The organism is Citrobacter sp. CtB7.12 (assembly GCF_001297795.1).
GTDB classification, from domain to species: domain Bacteria; phylum Pseudomonadota; class Gammaproteobacteria; order Enterobacterales; family Enterobacteriaceae; genus Citrobacter_A; species Citrobacter_A amalonaticus.
Genome location: NZ_LIFT01000006.1, coordinates 20,301 through 37,384 on the forward strand (window position 1 = coordinate 20,301; position 17,084 = coordinate 37,384).

A 17,084-nucleotide genomic window follows, 5' to 3' on the forward strand; every position below is an offset into this window, starting at 1 on the left:
AATGCGGCGTTTCAGTTAAACAGACGTTAAGCTCAGAACAGCGACTTCTCAAAGCCTGTCCAACCAGGCGTAAGGCACAATAATTACACTATATGAAGAACATACGTAACTTTTCGATCATTGCTCACATCGACCACGGTAAATCGACGCTGTCTGACCGTATTATTCAGATCTGCGGTGGCCTGTCTGACCGTGAAATGGAAGCGCAGGTTCTCGACTCGATGGATCTTGAGCGTGAGCGCGGTATTACTATCAAAGCGCAGAGCGTAACGCTCGATTTCAAATCCGCTGATGGTGAAACATACCAGCTTAACTTCATCGACACCCCAGGCCACGTTGACTTCTCGTATGAAGTTTCTCGTTCGCTTGCCGCTTGTGAAGGCGCACTGCTGGTGGTGGATGCCGGGCAGGGCGTCGAAGCGCAAACCCTGGCAAACTGCTACACCGCGATGGAAATGGATCTCGAAGTGGTGCCGGTCCTCAATAAAATTGACCTGCCAGCCGCCGATCCCGAGCGTGTCGCCGAAGAGATTGAAGACATCGTTGGTATTGATGCGACTGATGCCGTGCGCTGCTCGGCGAAAACTGGCGTGGGCGTGACCGACGTTCTGGAACGTCTGGTGCGTGATATTCCGCCGCCGCAGGGCGATCCGGATGGACCGTTACAGGCGCTGATCATCGACTCCTGGTTCGATAACTATCTCGGCGTTGTCTCGCTGGTGCGTATTAAAAACGGTACCCTGCGTAAAGGCGACAAAATCAAAGTGATGAGTACCGGTCAGACCTATAACGCTGACCGTCTGGGGATCTTCACGCCTAAACAGGTTGATCGTACCGAGCTGAAGTGCGGCGAGGTAGGTTGGCTGGTGTGTGCGATTAAAGACATCCTCGGCGCACCGGTTGGCGATACCCTGACTCAGGCACGTAACCCGGCAGAAAAAGCGCTGCCAGGCTTCAAAAAGGTAAAACCGCAGGTTTATGCGGGCCTGTTCCCGGTCAGCTCTGATGATTACGAGAACTTCCGCGACGCGCTGGGCAAGCTTAGCCTCAACGACGCCTCTCTGTTCTATGAGCCGGAAAGTTCTACTGCGCTGGGCTTCGGCTTCCGCTGTGGCTTCCTTGGTCTGTTACACATGGAGATCATTCAGGAGCGTCTGGAACGTGAATACGATCTCGACCTGATCACCACCGCGCCGACGGTTGTGTATGAAGTCGAAACCACCGCGAAAGAGACGATTTACGTCGACAGCCCGTCCAAGCTGCCACCGCTGAATAACATCTATGAGTTGCGCGAGCCGATCGCGGAATGTCACATGCTGTTGCCTCAGGCATACCTCGGTAACGTGATTACCCTGTGTATTGAGAAGCGTGGCGTGCAGACCAACATGGTTTACCACGGTAACCAGGTGGCGCTGACTTATGAAATCCCGATGGCTGAAGTGGTACTCGACTTCTTTGACCGCCTGAAGTCCACCTCGCGCGGTTATGCGTCGCTGGATTACAACTTTAAACGCTTCCAGGCCTCCGACATGGTGCGTGTTGATGTCTTGATCAACAACGAACGTGTCGATGCGCTGGCGCTGATCACTCACCGTGATAACTCGCAGAGCCGTGGTCGTGAGCTGGTGGAGAAGATGAAAGATCTGATCCCACGTCAACAGTTCGATATTGCGATCCAGGCGGCGATCGGGACGCATATCATTGCGCGTTCTACTGTGAAACAGTTGCGTAAAAACGTTCTGGCAAAATGCTATGGCGGCGATATCAGCCGTAAGAAAAAGCTGTTGCAGAAGCAGAAAGAAGGTAAGAAGCGGATGAAGCAGATCGGTAACGTTGAGCTGCCTCAGGAAGCGTTCCTCGCCATTCTGCATGTCGGCAAAGACAGCAAATAATCCTTAAGGAGTTGGCATGGCGAATATGTTTGCCCTGATTCTGGTGATTGCCACATTGGTCACGGGCATTTTATGGTGCGTGGATAAATTTATCTTCGCACCAAAACGTCGGGAGCGTCAGGCGGCGGTACAGGCTGCAGCCGGAGATTCACTGGATAAGGCAACGCTGAAAAAAGTCTCGCCGAAGCCTGGCTGGCTGGAAACTGGCGCTTCGGTTTTCCCGGTGCTGGCTATCGTGCTGGTTGTGCGTTCGTTCATCTATGAACCTTTCCAGATCCCATCGGGTTCGATGATGCCGACGTTGTTGATCGGTGACTTTATTCTGGTGGAGAAATTTGCCTACGGTATTAAAGATCCGATTTACCAGAAAACCCTGATCGAAACGGGTCATCCCAAACGCGGTGATATCGTGGTCTTTAAATACCCGGAAGATCCACGTCTGGATTACATCAAGCGAGCGGTCGGTTTGCCTGGTGATAAAGTGACCTATGATCCGGTCGCGAAAGAAGTGACTATTCAGCCGGGTTGCCGTTCGGGTCAGGCGTGTGAGAACGCCCTGCCGGTCACCTATAGCGATGTTCAGCCGAGCGATTTTGTGCAGACGTTTGCACGTCGTAACGGTGGTGAAGCCACCAGTGGTTTCTTTGAGATCCCGCTGAGTGAAACGAAAGAGAACGGTATTCGTCTGTCCGAGCGTAAAGAGACGCTGGGCGACGTGACGCACCGTATTCTGACCGTGCCGATTGCTCAGGATCAGGTGGGGATGTATTACCAGCAGTCCGGGCAGCCGCTGGCGACCTGGATTGTGCCGCCGGGCCAGTATTTCATGATGGGCGACAACCGCGATAACAGCGCGGACAGCCGTTACTGGGGCTTTGTCCCGGAAGCGAATCTGGTCGGTAAAGCCACTGCCATCTGGATGAGTTTCGACAAACAAGAAGGCGAATGGCCGACTGGCGTTCGTTTAAGCCGCATTGGTGGTATCCACTAATTGCCGCGAATCGTTCACGTTGTCGTCGTTATGACGGCAACGTGAATTATTTCTTCGATAAATCTGCCCAGGCTAACGACATCCCTCGTCGTTGTGTATAGAATATTCCCCCGAAGTTTCAGGTTGGCGCCTCCAGGTCGCCACGGCACACGAAACAGCGTTGGTCCCCCTATATGAGCGTACATAAGCTGCTTAACGCGGCCGGAAGGATGCTACATATATCAGGTCTGTTTCGTGTGCTGAATTGTTGACGCATTTATTTATTGGTATCGCATGAACCCCATCGTAATTAATCGGCTTCAACGGAAGCTGGGCTACACTTTTACTCATCAGGAGTTGTTGCAGCAGGCATTAACCCATCGCAGTGCCAGCAGCAAACATAACGAGCGTTTAGAATTTCTTGGCGACTCAATTTTAAGTTTTGTGATTGCGAATGCGCTGTATCACCGTTTCCCGCGAGTGGACGAGGGTGATATGAGTCGTATGCGCGCGACGCTGGTGCGCGGGAATACGCTGGCTGAATTAGCCCGCGAGTTTGATCTGGGCGAATGTCTGCGCTTAGGGCCTGGCGAACTGAAAAGCGGTGGCTTCCGTCGCGAATCGATTCTGGCCGATACCGTCGAAGCGTTGATTGGCGGGGTTTTCCTTGACAGTGACATTCAGACCGTCGAAAAGCTGATCCTCAACTGGTATCAGACTCGTCTGGACGAAATCAGTCCTGGCGATAAGCAAAAAGATCCGAAAACGCGTTTGCAGGAGTATTTGCAGGGTCGCCATCTGCCGCTGCCGTCTTATCTGGTGGTACAGGTGCGTGGTGAAGCGCACGATCAGGAATTTACTATCCACTGCCAGGTCAGCGGCCTGAGTGAACCGGTGGTTGGCACAGGTTCGAGCCGTCGCAAGGCGGAACAGGCTGCCGCCGAACAGGCGTTGAAAAAACTGGAGCTGGAATGAGCGACGAAAAAACCTATTGCGGATTTATTGCCATCGTCGGTCGTCCGAACGTTGGCAAATCCACGCTGTTGAACAACCTGCTCGGGCAGAAGATTTCGATCACCTCCCGTAAAGCGCAGACCACGCGTCACCGTATTGTCGGGATCCATACCGAAGGGCCCTGGCAGGCGATTTACGTCGATACTCCGGGTCTGCACATGGAAGAAAAACGCGCGATTAACCGTCTGATGAACAAAGCGGCCAGCAGCTCCATTGGTGATGTTGAACTGGTGATCTTTGTGGTGGAAGGCACCCGCTGGACGCCGGATGACGAGATGGTGCTCAATAAACTGCGTGACGGTAAAGCGCCGGTGATTCTGGCCGTCAACAAAGTAGATAACGTGCAGGAAAAAGCCGATCTGCTGCCGCATTTGCAGTTCCTGGCAAGCCAGATGGACTTCCTCGACATCGTACCGATCTCTGCGGAAACCGGGATGAATGTCGACACCGTCGCAGGCATCGTGCGCAAGCATCTGCCTGAAGCGGAGCATCACTTCCCGGAAGATTACATCACCGATCGCTCACAGCGTTTTATGGCTTCTGAAATCATCCGTGAAAAGCTGATGCGTTTCCTTGGCGCTGAACTGCCGTACTCCGTGACTGTGGAAATCGAACGCTTCGTGTCAAACGAGCGCGGCGGTTATGACATCAACGGGCTGATCCTCGTTGAGCGCGAAGGGCAAAAGAAGATGGTTATTGGCAACAAAGGGGCCAAAATCAAGACCATCGGTATTGAAGCGCGTAAAGACATGCAGGAAATGTTCGAAGCCCCGGTTCATCTTGAACTGTGGGTGAAAGTGAAATCCGGCTGGGCCGATGACGAACGCGCGCTGCGCAGTCTCGGTTACGTCGACGATCTCTAAACCTGCGCTCCGAACAGGCGACGAGTATGATGGAGGGCTGGCAGCGCGCATTTGTCCTGCATAGTCGCCCCTGGAGCGAAACCAGCCTGATGCTGGACGTCTTCACGGAAGAGTCGGGTCGCGTGCGTCTTGTTGCTAAAGGCGCACGTTCTAAACGCTCTAATCTGAAAGGTGCCCTTCAACCTTTTACCCCCCTGTTAGTCCGCTTTGGCGGACGTGGCGACGTCAAAACGCTGCGTAGCGCGGAAGCGGTTTCTCTGGCGCTCCCTCTGAGCGGTATCACGCTGTACAGCGGCCTGTACGTCAACGAACTGCTCGCCCGCGTGCTGGAGCACGAAACCCGCTTTTCTGAACTCTTTTTCGATTATCTGCATTGCATTCAGGCACTGGCGGGGGCTACGGGAACGCCGGAACCCGTGCTGCGTCGTTTTGAACTGGCGCTGCTCGGCCACCTCGGGTATGGAGTCGATTTCCTGCACTGTGCGGGCAGCGGTGAGCCGGTGGATGACACCATGACCTACAGCTACCGCGAAGAAAAAGGCTTTATCGCCAGCGTTGTGATTGACAACAGCACCTTTACCGGACGCCATCTGCGGGCGCTGGCAGAACGTGAATTTCCGGATGTTGATACGCTACGCGCGGCGAAACGCTTTACCCGCATAGCGCTGAAGCCGTATCTTGGTGGTAAACCCTTAAAGAGCCGCGAATTATTCCGGCAGTTCATGCCGAAGCGAACATAAAATCACGAGGATTGTCATGGCTGAATTACTGTTAGGCGTCAACATTGACCACATTGCCACGTTACGTAATGCACGCGGTACTGCATATCCGGATCCGGTTCAGGCGGCATTCATTGCCGAGCAGGCGGGGGCTGATGGCATTACCGTCCATTTACGTGAAGATCGCCGTCACATTACCGATCGCGATGTCCGCATTCTGCGCCAGACGCTGGACACGCGTATGAACCTGGAAATGGCGGTGACGGAAGAGATGCTGGCGATTGCCGTGGAAACCAAACCGCATTTTTGCTGCCTGGTGCCGGAAAAGCGCCAGGAAGTGACCACCGAAGGCGGCCTGGATGTGGCCGGGCAGCGCGACAAAATGCGTGATGCCTGTAAACGTCTGGCTGACGCCGGGATCCTTGTGTCGCTGTTTATTGACGCCGATGACGCGCAAATCAAAGCGGCTGCTGACGTCGGCGCACCGTACATTGAAATTCATACCGGCTGCTATGCGGATGCGAAAACCGATGCGGAACAGGCGCAGGAACTGGCGCGCATCGCGAAAGCCGCCACCTTCGCCGCCAGCCTGGGGCTGAAAGTCAATGCGGGACACGGCCTGACCTATCACAACGTCAAAGCCATTGCCGCACTGCCGGAAATGCACGAGCTGAATATCGGTCATGCGATTATCGGTCGTGCGGTGATGAGCGGGCTGAAAGACGCCGTCGCGGAAATGAAACGTTTGATGCTGGAAGCGCGCGGCTAATGGCCATTCTTGGATTAGGCACCGATATCGTGGAGATTGCGCGCATTGAAGCGGTGATCTCCCGTTCCGGTGACCGGCTTGCCCGACGAGTGCTCAGCGCTAACGAGTGGGCTATCTGGGAAACGCACCAGCAGCCGGTGCGTTTTCTGGCAAAACGCTTTGCCGTCAAAGAGGCGGCGGCGAAAGCTTTTGGTACCGGTATTCGCAATGGGCTGGCATTTAATCAGTTTGAAGTGTTTAACGACGAACTTGGTAAACCGCGCTTGCGGTTGTGGGGAGAGGCGTTAGCGCTGGCGGAAAAACTAGGCGTTGCGCATATGCACGTAACGCTGGCCGACGAACGTCACTATGCCTGCGCCACGGTCATTATCGAAAGTTAGATTTTATCGGCGTGGTGCATCTGGACAAATTTGTCCCACAGTTGTTCTTCCGTTTCGACATGTGCCGGGTCTTTGAGGATCGTATTGGGGATCGGGCACACCTTCTGGCAGGTGGGCGTGTCGTAATGCCCGACGCACTCGGTGCATTTGTCGCTGTTAATCTCATAGATGCTGTCACCCATCGAAATGGCCTCATTTGGACATTCGGGTTCGCACATATCGCAATTGATGCATTTTTTCGTGATTAACAGGGCCATCAGGAAACTCTCAAAACAACACAAACCGGGCGGGCATTATACGCGCATTCCTTGCTCAGACCAGTTTTTTTACCAGCGCCTCGCTGTGGCGAATACGTTCAGGTGCGTGCTCCAGATCCTGCTGTACCAGCGCCATAAAAAGCAGATCGGTGAGCATCATTTGCGCGTGGGTTGAAGAGATCGCCGCACTGCGGGTGGCCTGTTCTTCCGCGATGGTATACAGGCAGTGGCTGGCGCGCTGCTGAAGCCCATTAGGGGTGAAACCCGTGATCGCCAGGATCTGCCCGCCGACGCGTAAAGTCTCTTCTGCCGCCAGGTTCAGTTCCCGACGTTCGCCGCTGTAGGAAATCGCTAACAGCAGATCGTCCGGCGTCAGCGCCTGAACCGTGGCCAACAGCGCATGCATATCGCGCTCAACAATAGCGTTCAGGCCGATTTTCATCAGCTTCCAGGCAAAATTCTGCGCTACCAGGCCGGAGGCACCAATCCCGGTTAACACGATCCGACGGGCGTTACGCAGCATCGTCACGCTTTCGCTCAGCTTCTCTTCCGTGTTGACATCCAGCGTGGCATGCATCGCCGCCACATTCTCTTTGATCAGTTTCTCGCCGACCAGACGCAGGGGATCGTCGCCACGGATCTGGTTATGCACTGGCACCGAATGCGGGTTCGGATTGCTGACCAGCGCTTCGCTGATCGCCAGTTTCAACGCCGGGAATCCCTTATAGCCGAGCTTTTGTGCGAACTTCACCACGCTCGACTGACTGACGCCCGCTTCGGCGGCCAGTTGCTGAGAGCTAAGGTGGCGGGCAGTGTCGGGTTGTATCAGAAGATAGTCCGCGAGTTTTTTATCGCTCTGCGCAAATCCCGGGTAGCGCTGGCGGATGCGAATTAAACAGTTCATGGTCTCTCCTGACGAAAACGTGATGGCGGCGACAAAATGAAATTTCACTCGCCTGCACGAATATTATATTCCATTATTGGTCGTTAATATGAATTAAAAATTCCTGAGGAGCAAACATGAATCTCGGCGCTTTAGTATCAGAAACCCGTAATCCGCAAACAATGGACCTCGACGCGTTATCAACGCTGGATCTGGTTCACCGTTTTAATCAACAGGATACGCTGGTAGCGAAAGCAGTAAAAGCAACATTGCCCGATGTTGCGAGCGCCGTCGATGCCGCGGCTGAAGCGTTAAAATCCGGTGGTCGGATTATCTATATGGGCGCAGGGACCAGTGGGCGACTCGGCGTGCTGGATGCGTCTGAATGCCCACCGACGTTTGGCGTTCCTCATGGTCTGGTGGTGGGGCTAATCGCCGGTGGTCCGGGAGCATTGCTGAAAGCCGTTGAAGGGGCAGAAGACAACGCGCAGCTCGGTGAAGACGATCTTATTGCCCTGAACCTCGTGCCGCAGGATCTGGTGGTTGGGCTGGCGGCATCAGGGCGTACGCCGTATGTCATCGGTGGACTGAAATATGCCCGCAAAACGGGTTGTACCACGGTTGCTATCTCCTGTAATCCGGACTCGCCGATTGCGCAGGAAGCGGATATTGCGATTTCACCCGTAGTAGGGCCTGAGGCGCTGACAGGCTCAACGCGTCTGAAATCCGGTACCGCGCAAAAGCTGGTGCTCAATATGATCTCCACCGGGGCGATGGTGAAGTTTGGCAAGGTGTACCAGAACCTGATGGTGGATATGAAAGCCACCAATATCAAACTGATGGACCGCGCGTGTCGAATGGTGGTTGAAGCCACAGGCATTGCCCGCGCTGAGGCGGAAACGCTGCTCAGACAGACCGATTTTGACGTGAAACCGGCCATTCTTATGGCGCTGAGCGGTCTCAATGCTGATGCGGCGCGCGAAAAACTGGCCGCCCATCAGGGATTCTTACGCGCTGCGTTAGCTGATTCATCGAGGTAACTATGGATAAGATGGCGACCCTTGCCAGCGATATTCTGCTGGGAATAGGCGGAGAACAAAATATTCTGCGTCTGGAAAATTGTATGACGCGCGTCCGGGTGGAAGTGAAAGACGATACGCTGTTGGATATCCCGCATCTGAAACAGCTACCGGGCGTCAGTGGCTATGTGAAGCAGGGGGCGCAGCATCAGATCATCGTCGGGCCCGGAAAGGCGGCAAAGGTCGTTGATGCCATGCGAGCGCTGTTGGCGCAGGGGAGCGCGCGCCCGGCAGTCGATGACATTGAGCGCACGAAATCGCAGGCCAAAGCAAAGTACAAAGCGCCGATGAGCGATGCGCTACGCAAGCTGGCGAATGTTTTTATTCCCCTGATCCCGGCGTTTATCGCCTCCGGTTTAATCACCGGCATCATTAACATTCTCAAACGCCCGGATATCGTCGGCGATTTCGCCACCCATTACCCCAACATGCTGGGGCTGATGGGGATATTCGGCAGTGCAGTTTTCGCCATCATGAACATTCTGGTGGGGGTGAATACCGCCAAAGTCTTCGGTGGTTCGCTGGCGATGGGCGGCGTGATGGCGGGCATTCTGTCGAGTCCGCAACTGGCGCAAATTACGCTGTTTGGTGAAGCGCTCCAGCCAGGCCGTGGTGGGGTGATTGCCGTGCTGCTGGTGGTGGCGCTGATGTGCTGGATCGAGCGTAAATTCCGCGACGTGTTACCCGGCTCGCTGGAGCTTATCCTCAATCCGCTACTGACGACCATCATCACCGGCTCGATTGCGATTGTGGCGCTGCAACCGCTGGGCGGCTGGATTTCGGAGTCTATTGCTCACGGCGCGTCCTGGGCTATCGATCGCGGCGGCTTTCTGGTCGGCGCGGTTCTGGCGGGAACCTTCCTGCCACTGGTGCTGACGGGGCTGCATCAGGGGCTGGTGCCGATTCACGTTGAGCTGGTGCAGGCGCATGGCTATAACGCGCTCTTTCCCATTCTGGCGATGGCGGGCGTCGGGCAAGTGGGCGCGGCAATTGCCGTGCTAATGAAAACCCGTAACCCGCGGTTGAAAAAAGTGATTAAGGGGGCGTTACCGGTGGGATTACTCGGTATTGGCGAACCGCTGATTTTTGGCGTCACGCTTCCTCTGGGCAAACCGTTTATTGGTGCCTGTCTTGGTGGCGCAGTAGGCGGAGCGCTGATCAGCTACTGGAAGGTCGCCACCGTCATCACCTTCGGTATTTCCGGACTACCGCTGGCGTTAACGATTGTTGCCGGAAAAGTGATGTTCTATCTGTTAGGCTATTTAGTAGCAGTGATAGCCGGGTTCCTGTTTACCTGGCTGTTAGGATCCAACGATCCCGAGGAGTAAGGTTTGACCAATCACGCGCGTCGTGTCGTTTTTTTTGATTTGGATGGTACGCTACATCAGCAGGATATGTTTGGCAGTTTCCTGCGCTATCTGTTGCGTCGCCAGCCGCTGAATGCGCTGCTTGTGCTGCCGTTGTTGCCCGTGATTGTCGGTGCGTTATTGATTAAAGGACGCGCTGCGCGCTGGCCGATGAGTCTGCTGTTGTGGGGATGTACCTTCGGCCACAGCGAGGCCAGTCTACAGGCCAGGCAGGCCGATTTTGTTCGATGGTTTCGACAGAACGTTACGGCGTTTCCTCAGGTACAAGAGCGTCTGACCACCTATCTGCTCAGCTCCGATGCCGATATCTGGCTCATCACCGGTTCGCCGCAGTCGCTGGTGGAACAGGTTTATGTTGATACGCCGTGGCTGCCGCGCGTGAATCTGATCGCCAGCCAGATGAAGCGGGGGTACGGCGGTTGGGTGCTGACCCTGCGCTGTCTGGGGCATGAAAAAGTTGCACAGCTGGAGCGTAAAATCGGCACGCCACTGCGCCTTTACAGCGGCTACAGCGACAGCAATCAGGACAACCCGCTGCTCTATTTTTGCCAGCACCGCTGGCGCGTCACGCCTCGTGGAGAACTCCAGCAACTGGAATAGTTGAAAGACGAAGGGTATCGCGACCCTGTATAATGCGCCCGCAATGATTACCGGAGTAACCCCTTTGTCAGATGTTGAATTTAGTCACGAATACTGGATGCGTCATGCGTTAACGCTGGCGAAGCGCGCCTGGGATGAACGTGAAGTCCCGGTCGGTGCCGTATTAGTGCACAACAATCGCGTGATCGGTGAAGGCTGGAACCGCCCGATTGGCCATCACGATCCCACCGCGCACGCAGAGATCATGGCGCTACGTCAGGGCGGCATCGTCCTGCAAAATTATCGTCTGATTGACGCGACGCTGTATGTGACCCTTGAGCCGTGCGTCATGTGCGCTGGCGCGATGGTGCACAGCCGTATCCGCCATGTGGTGTTCGGCGCGCGCGATGCTAAAACCGGCGCTGCCGGTTCGCTGATGGATGTTCTGCATCATCCGGGAATGAATCATCGCGTTGAGGTCACTGAAGGAATATTGCGTGAGGAGTGTGCGACGCTGCTCAGCGATTTCTTCCGCATGCGCCGTCAGGAGATCAAAGCGTTGAAGAAAGCCGCAAGCCAGTAGGCATTGCGGTTCTGTTTACTCTTTGTCCTCTTTCTTCTGCGGTAAACGCAGCAGCGACGGCGAGTGCGTCAGATAACTGGATGACGATTGCGACAGGAAGGCGGCGAGTGGTCGCCGCTGTTTGCCAAATTCCGTTGGTGAGACGACCGGATACTCTTGTGCCAGTTTCATCTCTTCAGCCAGTTGCTTTTCTTTCTCCTGCAAATAGCCCTGCAGGCTTATCTGATATTTACGGATGTTTTCAACGTAGGCGTAGGCCTCATGTCCGCGCGCATAGCCGTAGGTCAGCTTGCTGTAATACTGTTTTTGACTGAGCAACGGCAGACGCTGTTTGACGTCAGCCCAACTGTCCGGGTTTCCCTTCGTTTTGGCTGTCAGCGCACGCGCATCAAGCATATGCGCATAACCCATGTTATAGGCCGCCAGCGCAAACCAGATACGCTCGTTCTCGGGTACGGTGTCCGGCACTTTACTCATCATGTCCTGTAAGTAGCGTGCTCCACCGCTGATGCTCTGCTCAGGATCGGTTCTGTCGGTCAGACCGAGACTTTGTGCGGTGTTTTTGGTGAGCATCATCATGCCGCGCACGCCGGTTGGTGATGTGGCCTGCGGATCCCAATGCGATTCCTGCCAGGAGATCGCCGCAAGCAGCTGCCAGCCAATCTCCTGGGCGTGTTTTTCAAACAGAGGTTTCAGGTCGGGGAGCATGGCATCAACCGCGCGCAGAAAGGTGCGGGTATCGACATAGTCAAAATCATCGCCGTGCCCCAGATATTTTTCTTCGAGACGCGCCAGGGAGCCGTCCTCATTCATGCCGTTGAAGAAATCGAGCAGGGCGGCAGACAGCGTGTTGTCATCATCCAGCTGACTAAACCAGGTCACCGGCTGTTCGTCGGTGATATCCAGCGCAACAGCAAGTTCGGGATGAACGCGTTGGTAGAGGCTGATGGCGACAGAGTCGGCAATGGTGTAATCCAGCTGTCCGGCAATCACCGCATCCAGCAGTTCCGTTGAGCCTTTTTTCTCATCGATCCGCCAGCTCAGCTCAGGGTATTTTGTCTGTTTCAGCGTTTGCAGATCGTTTGCCACCACGTGTCCCGGCGTGATAGTGAGTTGACTTTCCGTCACGCTGCCCAACGTTCGGGGACGATACTGACCCACTTTGTAGACCAGTTGCTGGGATACCGAATAGTAAGTCGGCCCCGGCTGATAGTTTTTCACTCGTTCACTGTTGTAGACCAGCCCGGCCGCCAGCAGGTCGGCGTCACCATTATCCAGATCGTCAAACAGCTGGCTGATGTTCTGGCGGACGGTAATCTTCAGTTTTACCCCCAGATAGCTGGCGAACTGCTGCGCCAGCTCGTAATCGAGCCCGTACGGCTTACCGTCGAGTTTCGCCCAGGTGAGCGGCGACTCAATTGTGCTCACGCGCAACTCTCCCCGCGACTGGATCGCGGCGATACGATTATCGGCTTTACCGAACCAGGGGATAGAGGGCCAGAGGGCCGCCGCCAGCAGCAGCGTCAGTATGCCGATGAACAGATAATTAATCTTTAATTTTTTCAATTAGTTAATTCTCTGAACCGTGCGTTGCCTCAGGATGGGAAAAAGAATAGAAAGGCCAGGAGTATTCATCAATGAGCGGCATTTTGCTTAAACTTGCGCCAGTTGGCAACTAATTACAGCCATTGGCAGCATCGTATGACAATAACGGCGGTGGATTTTATTTCGACGCAAACGGTTTCGTCGGCGGCTCAGATTCTTTATAATGACGCCCGTTTCCCCACTTGGGCACACCGAAAGCTTAGCTTAGAAGACGAGAGACTTATGATGGAAATTCTGCGTGGTTCGCCTGCACTGTCCGCATTCCGTATTAACAAACTGCTGGCACGTTTTCAGGCTGCCAACCTCCAGGTAAGCAATATTTACGCCGAGTACGTCCATTTCGCTGACCTGAACGCTCCGTTGAACGAGGATGAGCACGCGCAGCTTGCCCGTCTGCTGAAATACGGTCCCAGCCTGAGCAGCCACACCCCGGAAGGGAAACTGCTGCTGGTGACGCCGCGCCCTGGCACCATCTCCCCCTGGTCTTCCAAAGCGACAGATATCGCCCATAACTGCGGTCTGCAACAAATTGACCGTCTGGAACGCGGCGTCGCTTATTACGTTGAGGCCTCCACGCTAAGCGCTGAGCAGTGGCAGTGGGTTGCCGCTGAACTGCACGATCGAATGATGGAGACGGTGTTCTCTTCGTTAACCGATGCGGAAAAACTGTTTGCTCACCATCAGCCGGCGCCTGTTGCAAGTGTTGACCTGCTGGGTGAAGGCCGTCAGGCGCTGATTGATGCTAACCTGCGTCTCGGTCTGGCGCTGGCGGATGACGAAATTGATTACCTGCAGGACGCGTTTACCCGACTGGGGCGCAACCCGAACGACATCGAACTCTACATGTTTGCGCAGGCGAACTCTGAGCACTGCCGCCACAAGATTTTCAACGCCGACTGGATCATCGATGGCAAGCAACAGCCGAAGTCGCTGTTCAAGATGATCAAAAACACCTTTGAAACCACACCGGACCACGTGCTTTCCGCGTATAAAGATAACGCGGCGGTGATGGAAGGGTCTGAAGTGGGGCGTTACTTTGCCGACCACGCGACCGGTCGCTATGACTTCCACCAGGAGCCGGCGCACATCCTGATGAAGGTGGAAACCCATAACCACCCGACGGCGATCTCTCCGTGGCCGGGGGCGGCGACTGGTTCCGGCGGTGAAATCCGTGATGAAGGGGCAACCGGACGCGGCGCGAAGCCAAAAGCCGGTCTGGTGGGCTTCTCCGTTTCTAACCTGCGCATTCCGGGCTTTGAGCAGCCGTGGGAAGAAGACTTCGGCAAGCCAGAGCGTATTGTGACCGCGCTGGATATCATGACTGAAGGCCCGCTGGGCGGCGCGGCGTTTAACAATGAATTTGGTCGTCCTGCGCTGAACGGCTATTTCCGTACTTACGAAGAAAAAGTGAACAGCCACAATGGCGAAGAGCTGCGCGGCTATCACAAGCCGATCATGCTGGCGGGCGGGATTGGTAACATCCGTGCCGATCACGTACAGAAAGGCGAGATCGTCGTCGGGGCGAAGCTGATCGTTCTCGGCGGTCCGGCGATGAATATCGGCCTGGGCGGCGGCGCGGCTTCCTCGATGGCCTCCGGCCAGTCTGACGCGGATCTTGATTTTGCCTCGGTACAGCGTGATAACCCGGAGATGGAACGCCGCTGCCAGGAAGTGATCGACCGCTGCTGGCAGTTGGGTGACGCCAACCCGATCCTGTTTATCCACGACGTTGGCGCCGGCGGTCTGTCGAACGCGATGCCTGAACTGGTTAGCGACGGCGGACGCGGCGGTAAATTCGAACTGCGTGACATCCTCAGCGATGAGCCGGGTATGAGTCCGCTGGAGATCTGGTGTAACGAGTCCCAGGAACGTTACGTGCTGGCGGTGGCGGCGGACCAACTGCCACTGTTCGACGAGCTGTGTAAGCGCGAGCGCGCGCCGTATGCGGTAATTGGTGAGGCGACCGAAGAACAGCATCTGTCGCTAAACGATCGTCACTTCAACAACCAGCCTATCGATCTGCCGCTTGACGTACTGCTCGGCAAAACGCCGAAGATGACCCGCGACGTTCAGACGCTGAAGGCGAAAGGTGAGGCACTGGATCGTGCTGACATCACCATTGCGGATGCAGTTAAACGCGTTCTGCATCTGCCGACGGTGGCGGAAAAAACCTTCCTGGTCACCATTGGCGACCGTACTGTGACCGGGATGGTGTCTCGCGATCAGATGGTCGGTCCGTGGCAGGTGCCGGTGGCGAACTGCGCGGTGACCACCGCCAGCCTCGACAGCTACTACGGTGAAGCGATGTCGATCGGCGAACGTGCGCCAGTGGCGCTGCTCGACTTCTCCGCTTCTGCCCGTCTGGCGGTCGGGGAAGCATTGACCAATATCGCGGCAACGCAGATTGGCGATATCAAACGCATTAAGCTTTCCGCTAACTGGATGGCCGCAGCCGGTCACCCGGGCGAAGATGCCGGTTTATACGAAGCGGTGAAAGCGGTCGGTGAAGAACTCTGTCCGGCGCTGGGTCTGACGATTCCGGTGGGTAAAGACTCGATGTCGATGAAAACCCGCTGGCAGGAAGGCAACGAACAGCGCGAAATGACCTCGCCGCTGTCGCTGGTGATTTCCGCTTTTGCGCGCGTGGAAGATGTGCGTCATACCATCACCCCGCAGCTTTTTACTGAAGACAACGCGCTGCTGCTGATCGACCTGGGCCGTGGCCACAACGCGCTGGGTGCGACGGCGCTGGCGCAGGTATACCGCCAGCTTGGCGATACGCCGGCAGATGTGCGTGACGTCGCGCAACTGAAGGGCTTCTACGACGCGATGCAGGCGCTGGTGGCGCAACGTAAACTGCTCGCTTATCACGACCGTTCCGATGGCGGCCTGCTGGTGACGCTGGCGGAAATGGCCTTTACCGGCCACTGTGGGGTTCAGGCGGATATCGCCGCACTGGGCGACGATCGTCTGGCGGCGTTGTTCAACGAAGAACTTGGCGCGGTGATTCAGGTTCGCGCAGCGGATCGCGAGGCGGTGGAAGCACTGCTGGCGCAACACGGTCTGGGCGATTGCGTACATTACCTGGGTCAGGCCGTCACGGGCGATCGTTTTGTTATCGAAGCCAACGGTCAGACCGTCTTCAGCGAAAGTCGCACGACGCTTCGCATCTGGTGGGCCGAAACCACCTGGCAAATGCAGCGTCTGCGTGATAACCCGGAGTGCGCCGATCAGGAGCACGATGCGAAAACCAACGATGCCGATCCGGGCCTTAGCGCGAAGCTGACCTTTGATATTAATGACGATATCGCCGCACCGTATATTGCAACCGGTGCGCGTCCGAAAGTGGCGGTACTGCGTGAGCAAGGGGTGAACTCCCACGTCGAAATGGCTGCGGCGTTCCAGCGTGCAGGCTTTGACGCGATTGACGTGCACATGAGCGATCTGCTCGGTGGCCGCACGGGTCTGGGTAACTTCCAGGCGCTGGTGGCCTGCGGCGGCTTCTCTTACGGCGACGTACTGGGCGCGGGTGAGGGCTGGGCGAAATCAATTCTGTTCAACAACCGCGTGCGCGATGAGTTCGAAACCTTCTTCCATCGTCCACAAACGCTGGCGCTGGGTGTGTGTAACGGCTGTCAGATGATGTCGAATCTGCGTGAACTGATCCCGGGCAGTGACCTGTGGCCGCGCTTTGTGCGTAACCATTCGGATCGCTTTGAAGCCCGCTTCAGCCTGGTTGAGGTGACCCAGAGCCCGTCTCTGTTGCTGCAGGGCATGGTCGGGTCAATGATGCCTATCGCCGTCTCGCACGGAGAAGGGCGCGTTGAAGTTCGCGACGCAGCCCATCTGGCGGCGCTGGAAAGCAAAGGTCTGGTCGCACTGCGCTTTGTTGATAACTTTGGCAATGTAACGGAAACCTACCCGGCTAACCCGAACGGCTCGCCGAATGGGATTACCGCTGTCACCACGGAAAGTGGTCGTGTGACGGTGATGATGCCGCATCCGGAACGTGTGTACCGTACCGTCAGTAACTCATGGCACCCGGAAAACTGGGGTGAGGACGGTCCGTGGATGCGTATCTTCCGTAACGCCCGCAAGCAGTTGGGATAAACCTTCTGAAACAG

At 55.8% G+C, this 17,084-nt stretch carries 15 protein-coding genes; 12 read left to right on the forward strand and 3 right to left on the reverse strand.

The genetic code is table 11. From position 1 onward, the window contains the following. The first annotated feature begins 92 nt into the window (after positions 1 to 92). The 7 genes from lepA (at position 93) to acpS (ending at position 6,607) form a co-directional block, all read left to right on the forward strand. Complete coding sequence (lepA, locus tag AOY24_RS09380) at positions 93 to 1,892, forward strand: translation elongation factor 4 (RefSeq protein ID WP_042999780.1); 1,800 nt, start codon at positions 93 to 95, stop codon at positions 1,890 to 1,892. Positions 1,893 to 1,908: 16 nt separating this feature from the next. Beyond that, a complete protein-coding gene (gene lepB / locus AOY24_RS09385) occupies positions 1,909 to 2,883 on the forward strand; it encodes a signal peptidase I (RefSeq protein ID WP_042999781.1) in 975 nt (324 codons plus the stop codon). A gap of 273 nt (positions 2,884 to 3,156) precedes the next feature. After that, positions 3,157 to 3,837 (forward strand): ribonuclease III, encoded by a 681-nt coding sequence (gene rnc, locus AOY24_RS09390; protein WP_042291512.1) that lies wholly within the window; start codon positions 3,157 to 3,159, stop codon positions 3,835 to 3,837. Then, positions 3,834 to 4,739, forward strand: a complete 906-nt coding sequence (gene era, locus AOY24_RS09395; protein ID WP_042999782.1) for a GTPase Era — start codon at positions 3,834 to 3,836, stop codon at positions 4,737 to 4,739. Before rnc ends, era begins: the two co-directional genes overlap by 4 nt. Before the next feature lie 29 nt (positions 4,740 to 4,768). After that, on the forward strand, positions 4,769 to 5,479 hold the full coding sequence (gene recO, locus AOY24_RS09400) for a DNA repair protein RecO (RefSeq protein ID WP_054176587.1): 711 nt from the start codon (positions 4,769 to 4,771) through the stop codon (positions 5,477 to 5,479). A 16-nt stretch (positions 5,480 to 5,495) separates the two neighbouring features. Next, entirely contained in the window at positions 5,496 to 6,227 is a 732-nt protein-coding gene (gene pdxJ, locus AOY24_RS09405) for a pyridoxine 5'-phosphate synthase (RefSeq protein ID WP_042999783.1), read from the forward strand. Then, entirely contained in the window at positions 6,227 to 6,607 is a 381-nt protein-coding gene (gene acpS, locus AOY24_RS09410) for a holo-ACP synthase (protein WP_042999784.1), read from the forward strand. The genes pdxJ and acpS overlap by 1 nt, the downstream gene beginning before the upstream one ends. Here the strand turns inward: acpS and AOY24_RS09415 are convergent. Together AOY24_RS09415 and AOY24_RS09420 are read right to left on the reverse strand one after the other, a co-directional pair. Continuing rightward, positions 6,604 to 6,864 (reverse strand): YfhL family 4Fe-4S dicluster ferredoxin, encoded by a 261-nt coding sequence (locus AOY24_RS09415; protein ID WP_042999785.1) that lies wholly within the window; start codon positions 6,862 to 6,864, stop codon positions 6,604 to 6,606. The genes acpS and AOY24_RS09415 overlap by 4 nt on opposite strands. A gap of 55 nt (positions 6,865 to 6,919) precedes the next feature. Next, positions 6,920 to 7,768 (reverse strand): MurR/RpiR family transcriptional regulator, encoded by an 849-nt coding sequence (locus tag AOY24_RS09420; protein ID WP_042999786.1) that lies wholly within the window; start codon positions 7,766 to 7,768, stop codon positions 6,920 to 6,922. Positions 7,769 to 7,884: 116 nt separating this feature from the next. Here AOY24_RS09420 and murQ point away from each other — a divergent pair, with 116 nt between their 5' ends. From murQ to tadA, 4 genes are read left to right on the forward strand one after another with little or no spacing between them, the layout of a single operon-like run. Beyond that, entirely contained in the window at positions 7,885 to 8,787 is a 903-nt protein-coding gene (gene murQ / locus AOY24_RS09425; RefSeq protein ID WP_054176529.1) for an N-acetylmuramic acid 6-phosphate etherase, read from the forward strand. Positions 8,788 to 8,789: 2 nt separating this feature from the next. Then, complete coding sequence (locus AOY24_RS09430) at positions 8,790 to 10,154, forward strand: PTS transporter subunit EIIC (protein ID WP_054176530.1); 1,365 nt, start codon at positions 8,790 to 8,792, stop codon at positions 10,152 to 10,154. Positions 10,155 to 10,157: 3 nt separating this feature from the next. Beyond that, positions 10,158 to 10,793, forward strand: a complete 636-nt coding sequence (yfhb, locus tag AOY24_RS09435) for a phosphatidylglycerophosphatase C (protein ID WP_042999789.1) — start codon at positions 10,158 to 10,160, stop codon at positions 10,791 to 10,793. Positions 10,794 to 10,836: 43 nt separating this feature from the next. Then, complete coding sequence (tadA, locus tag AOY24_RS09440; RefSeq protein ID WP_072185382.1) at positions 10,837 to 11,355, forward strand: tRNA adenosine(34) deaminase TadA; 519 nt, start codon at positions 10,837 to 10,839, stop codon at positions 11,353 to 11,355. Positions 11,356 to 11,370: 15 nt separating this feature from the next. On the opposite strand, the gene mltF is transcribed toward tadA, so the two are convergent. Further along, positions 11,371 to 12,921: a membrane-bound lytic murein transglycosylase MltF gene (mltF, locus tag AOY24_RS09445; RefSeq protein ID WP_044253141.1), complete on the reverse strand. Its 1,551-nt coding sequence runs from the start codon at positions 12,919 to 12,921 to the stop codon at positions 11,371 to 11,373. A 261-nt stretch (positions 12,922 to 13,182) separates the two neighbouring features. On the opposite strand from mltF, the gene purL reads away from it, so the two are divergent. Then, positions 13,183 to 17,070: a phosphoribosylformylglycinamidine synthase gene (gene purL / locus AOY24_RS09450; RefSeq protein ID WP_054176532.1), complete on the forward strand. Its 3,888-nt coding sequence runs from the start codon at positions 13,183 to 13,185 to the stop codon at positions 17,068 to 17,070. Positions 17,071 to 17,084 lie beyond the last annotated feature (14 nt).

What these genes read in the sequence shown, in the direction of transcription:
- lepB (WP_042999781.1), top strand. Translation starts at nt 1,909, where the DNA reads ATGGCGAATATGTTTGCCCTGATTCTGGTGATTGCCACATTGGTCACG.
- pdxJ (WP_042999783.1), top strand. Translation starts at nt 5,496, where the DNA reads ATGGCTGAATTACTGTTAGGCGTCAACATTGACCACATTGCCACGTTA.
- tadA (WP_072185382.1), top strand. Translation starts at nt 10,837, where the DNA reads ATGATTACCGGAGTAACCCCTTTGTCAGATGTTGAATTTAGTCACGAA.
- murQ (WP_054176529.1), top strand. Translation starts at nt 7,885, where the DNA reads ATGAATCTCGGCGCTTTAGTATCAGAAACCCGTAATCCGCAAACAATG.
- rnc (WP_042291512.1), top strand. Translation starts at nt 3,157, where the DNA reads ATGAACCCCATCGTAATTAATCGGCTTCAACGGAAGCTGGGCTACACT.
- AOY24_RS09430 (WP_054176530.1), top strand. Translation starts at nt 8,790, where the DNA reads ATGGATAAGATGGCGACCCTTGCCAGCGATATTCTGCTGGGAATAGGC.
- lepA (WP_042999780.1), top strand. Translation starts at nt 93, where the DNA reads ATGAAGAACATACGTAACTTTTCGATCATTGCTCACATCGACCACGGT.
- AOY24_RS09420 (WP_042999786.1), bottom strand. Translation starts at nt 7,768, where the DNA reads ATGAACTGTTTAATTCGCATCCGCCAGCGCTACCCGGGATTTGCGCAG.
- recO (WP_054176587.1), top strand. Translation starts at nt 4,769, where the DNA reads ATGGAGGGCTGGCAGCGCGCATTTGTCCTGCATAGTCGCCCCTGGAGC.
- AOY24_RS09415 (WP_042999785.1), bottom strand. Translation starts at nt 6,864, where the DNA reads ATGGCCCTGTTAATCACGAAAAAATGCATCAATTGCGATATGTGCGAA.
- era (WP_042999782.1), top strand. Translation starts at nt 3,834, where the DNA reads ATGAGCGACGAAAAAACCTATTGCGGATTTATTGCCATCGTCGGTCGT.
- purL (WP_054176532.1), top strand. Translation starts at nt 13,183, where the DNA reads ATGATGGAAATTCTGCGTGGTTCGCCTGCACTGTCCGCATTCCGTATT.
- acpS (WP_042999784.1), top strand. Translation starts at nt 6,227, where the DNA reads ATGGCCATTCTTGGATTAGGCACCGATATCGTGGAGATTGCGCGCATT.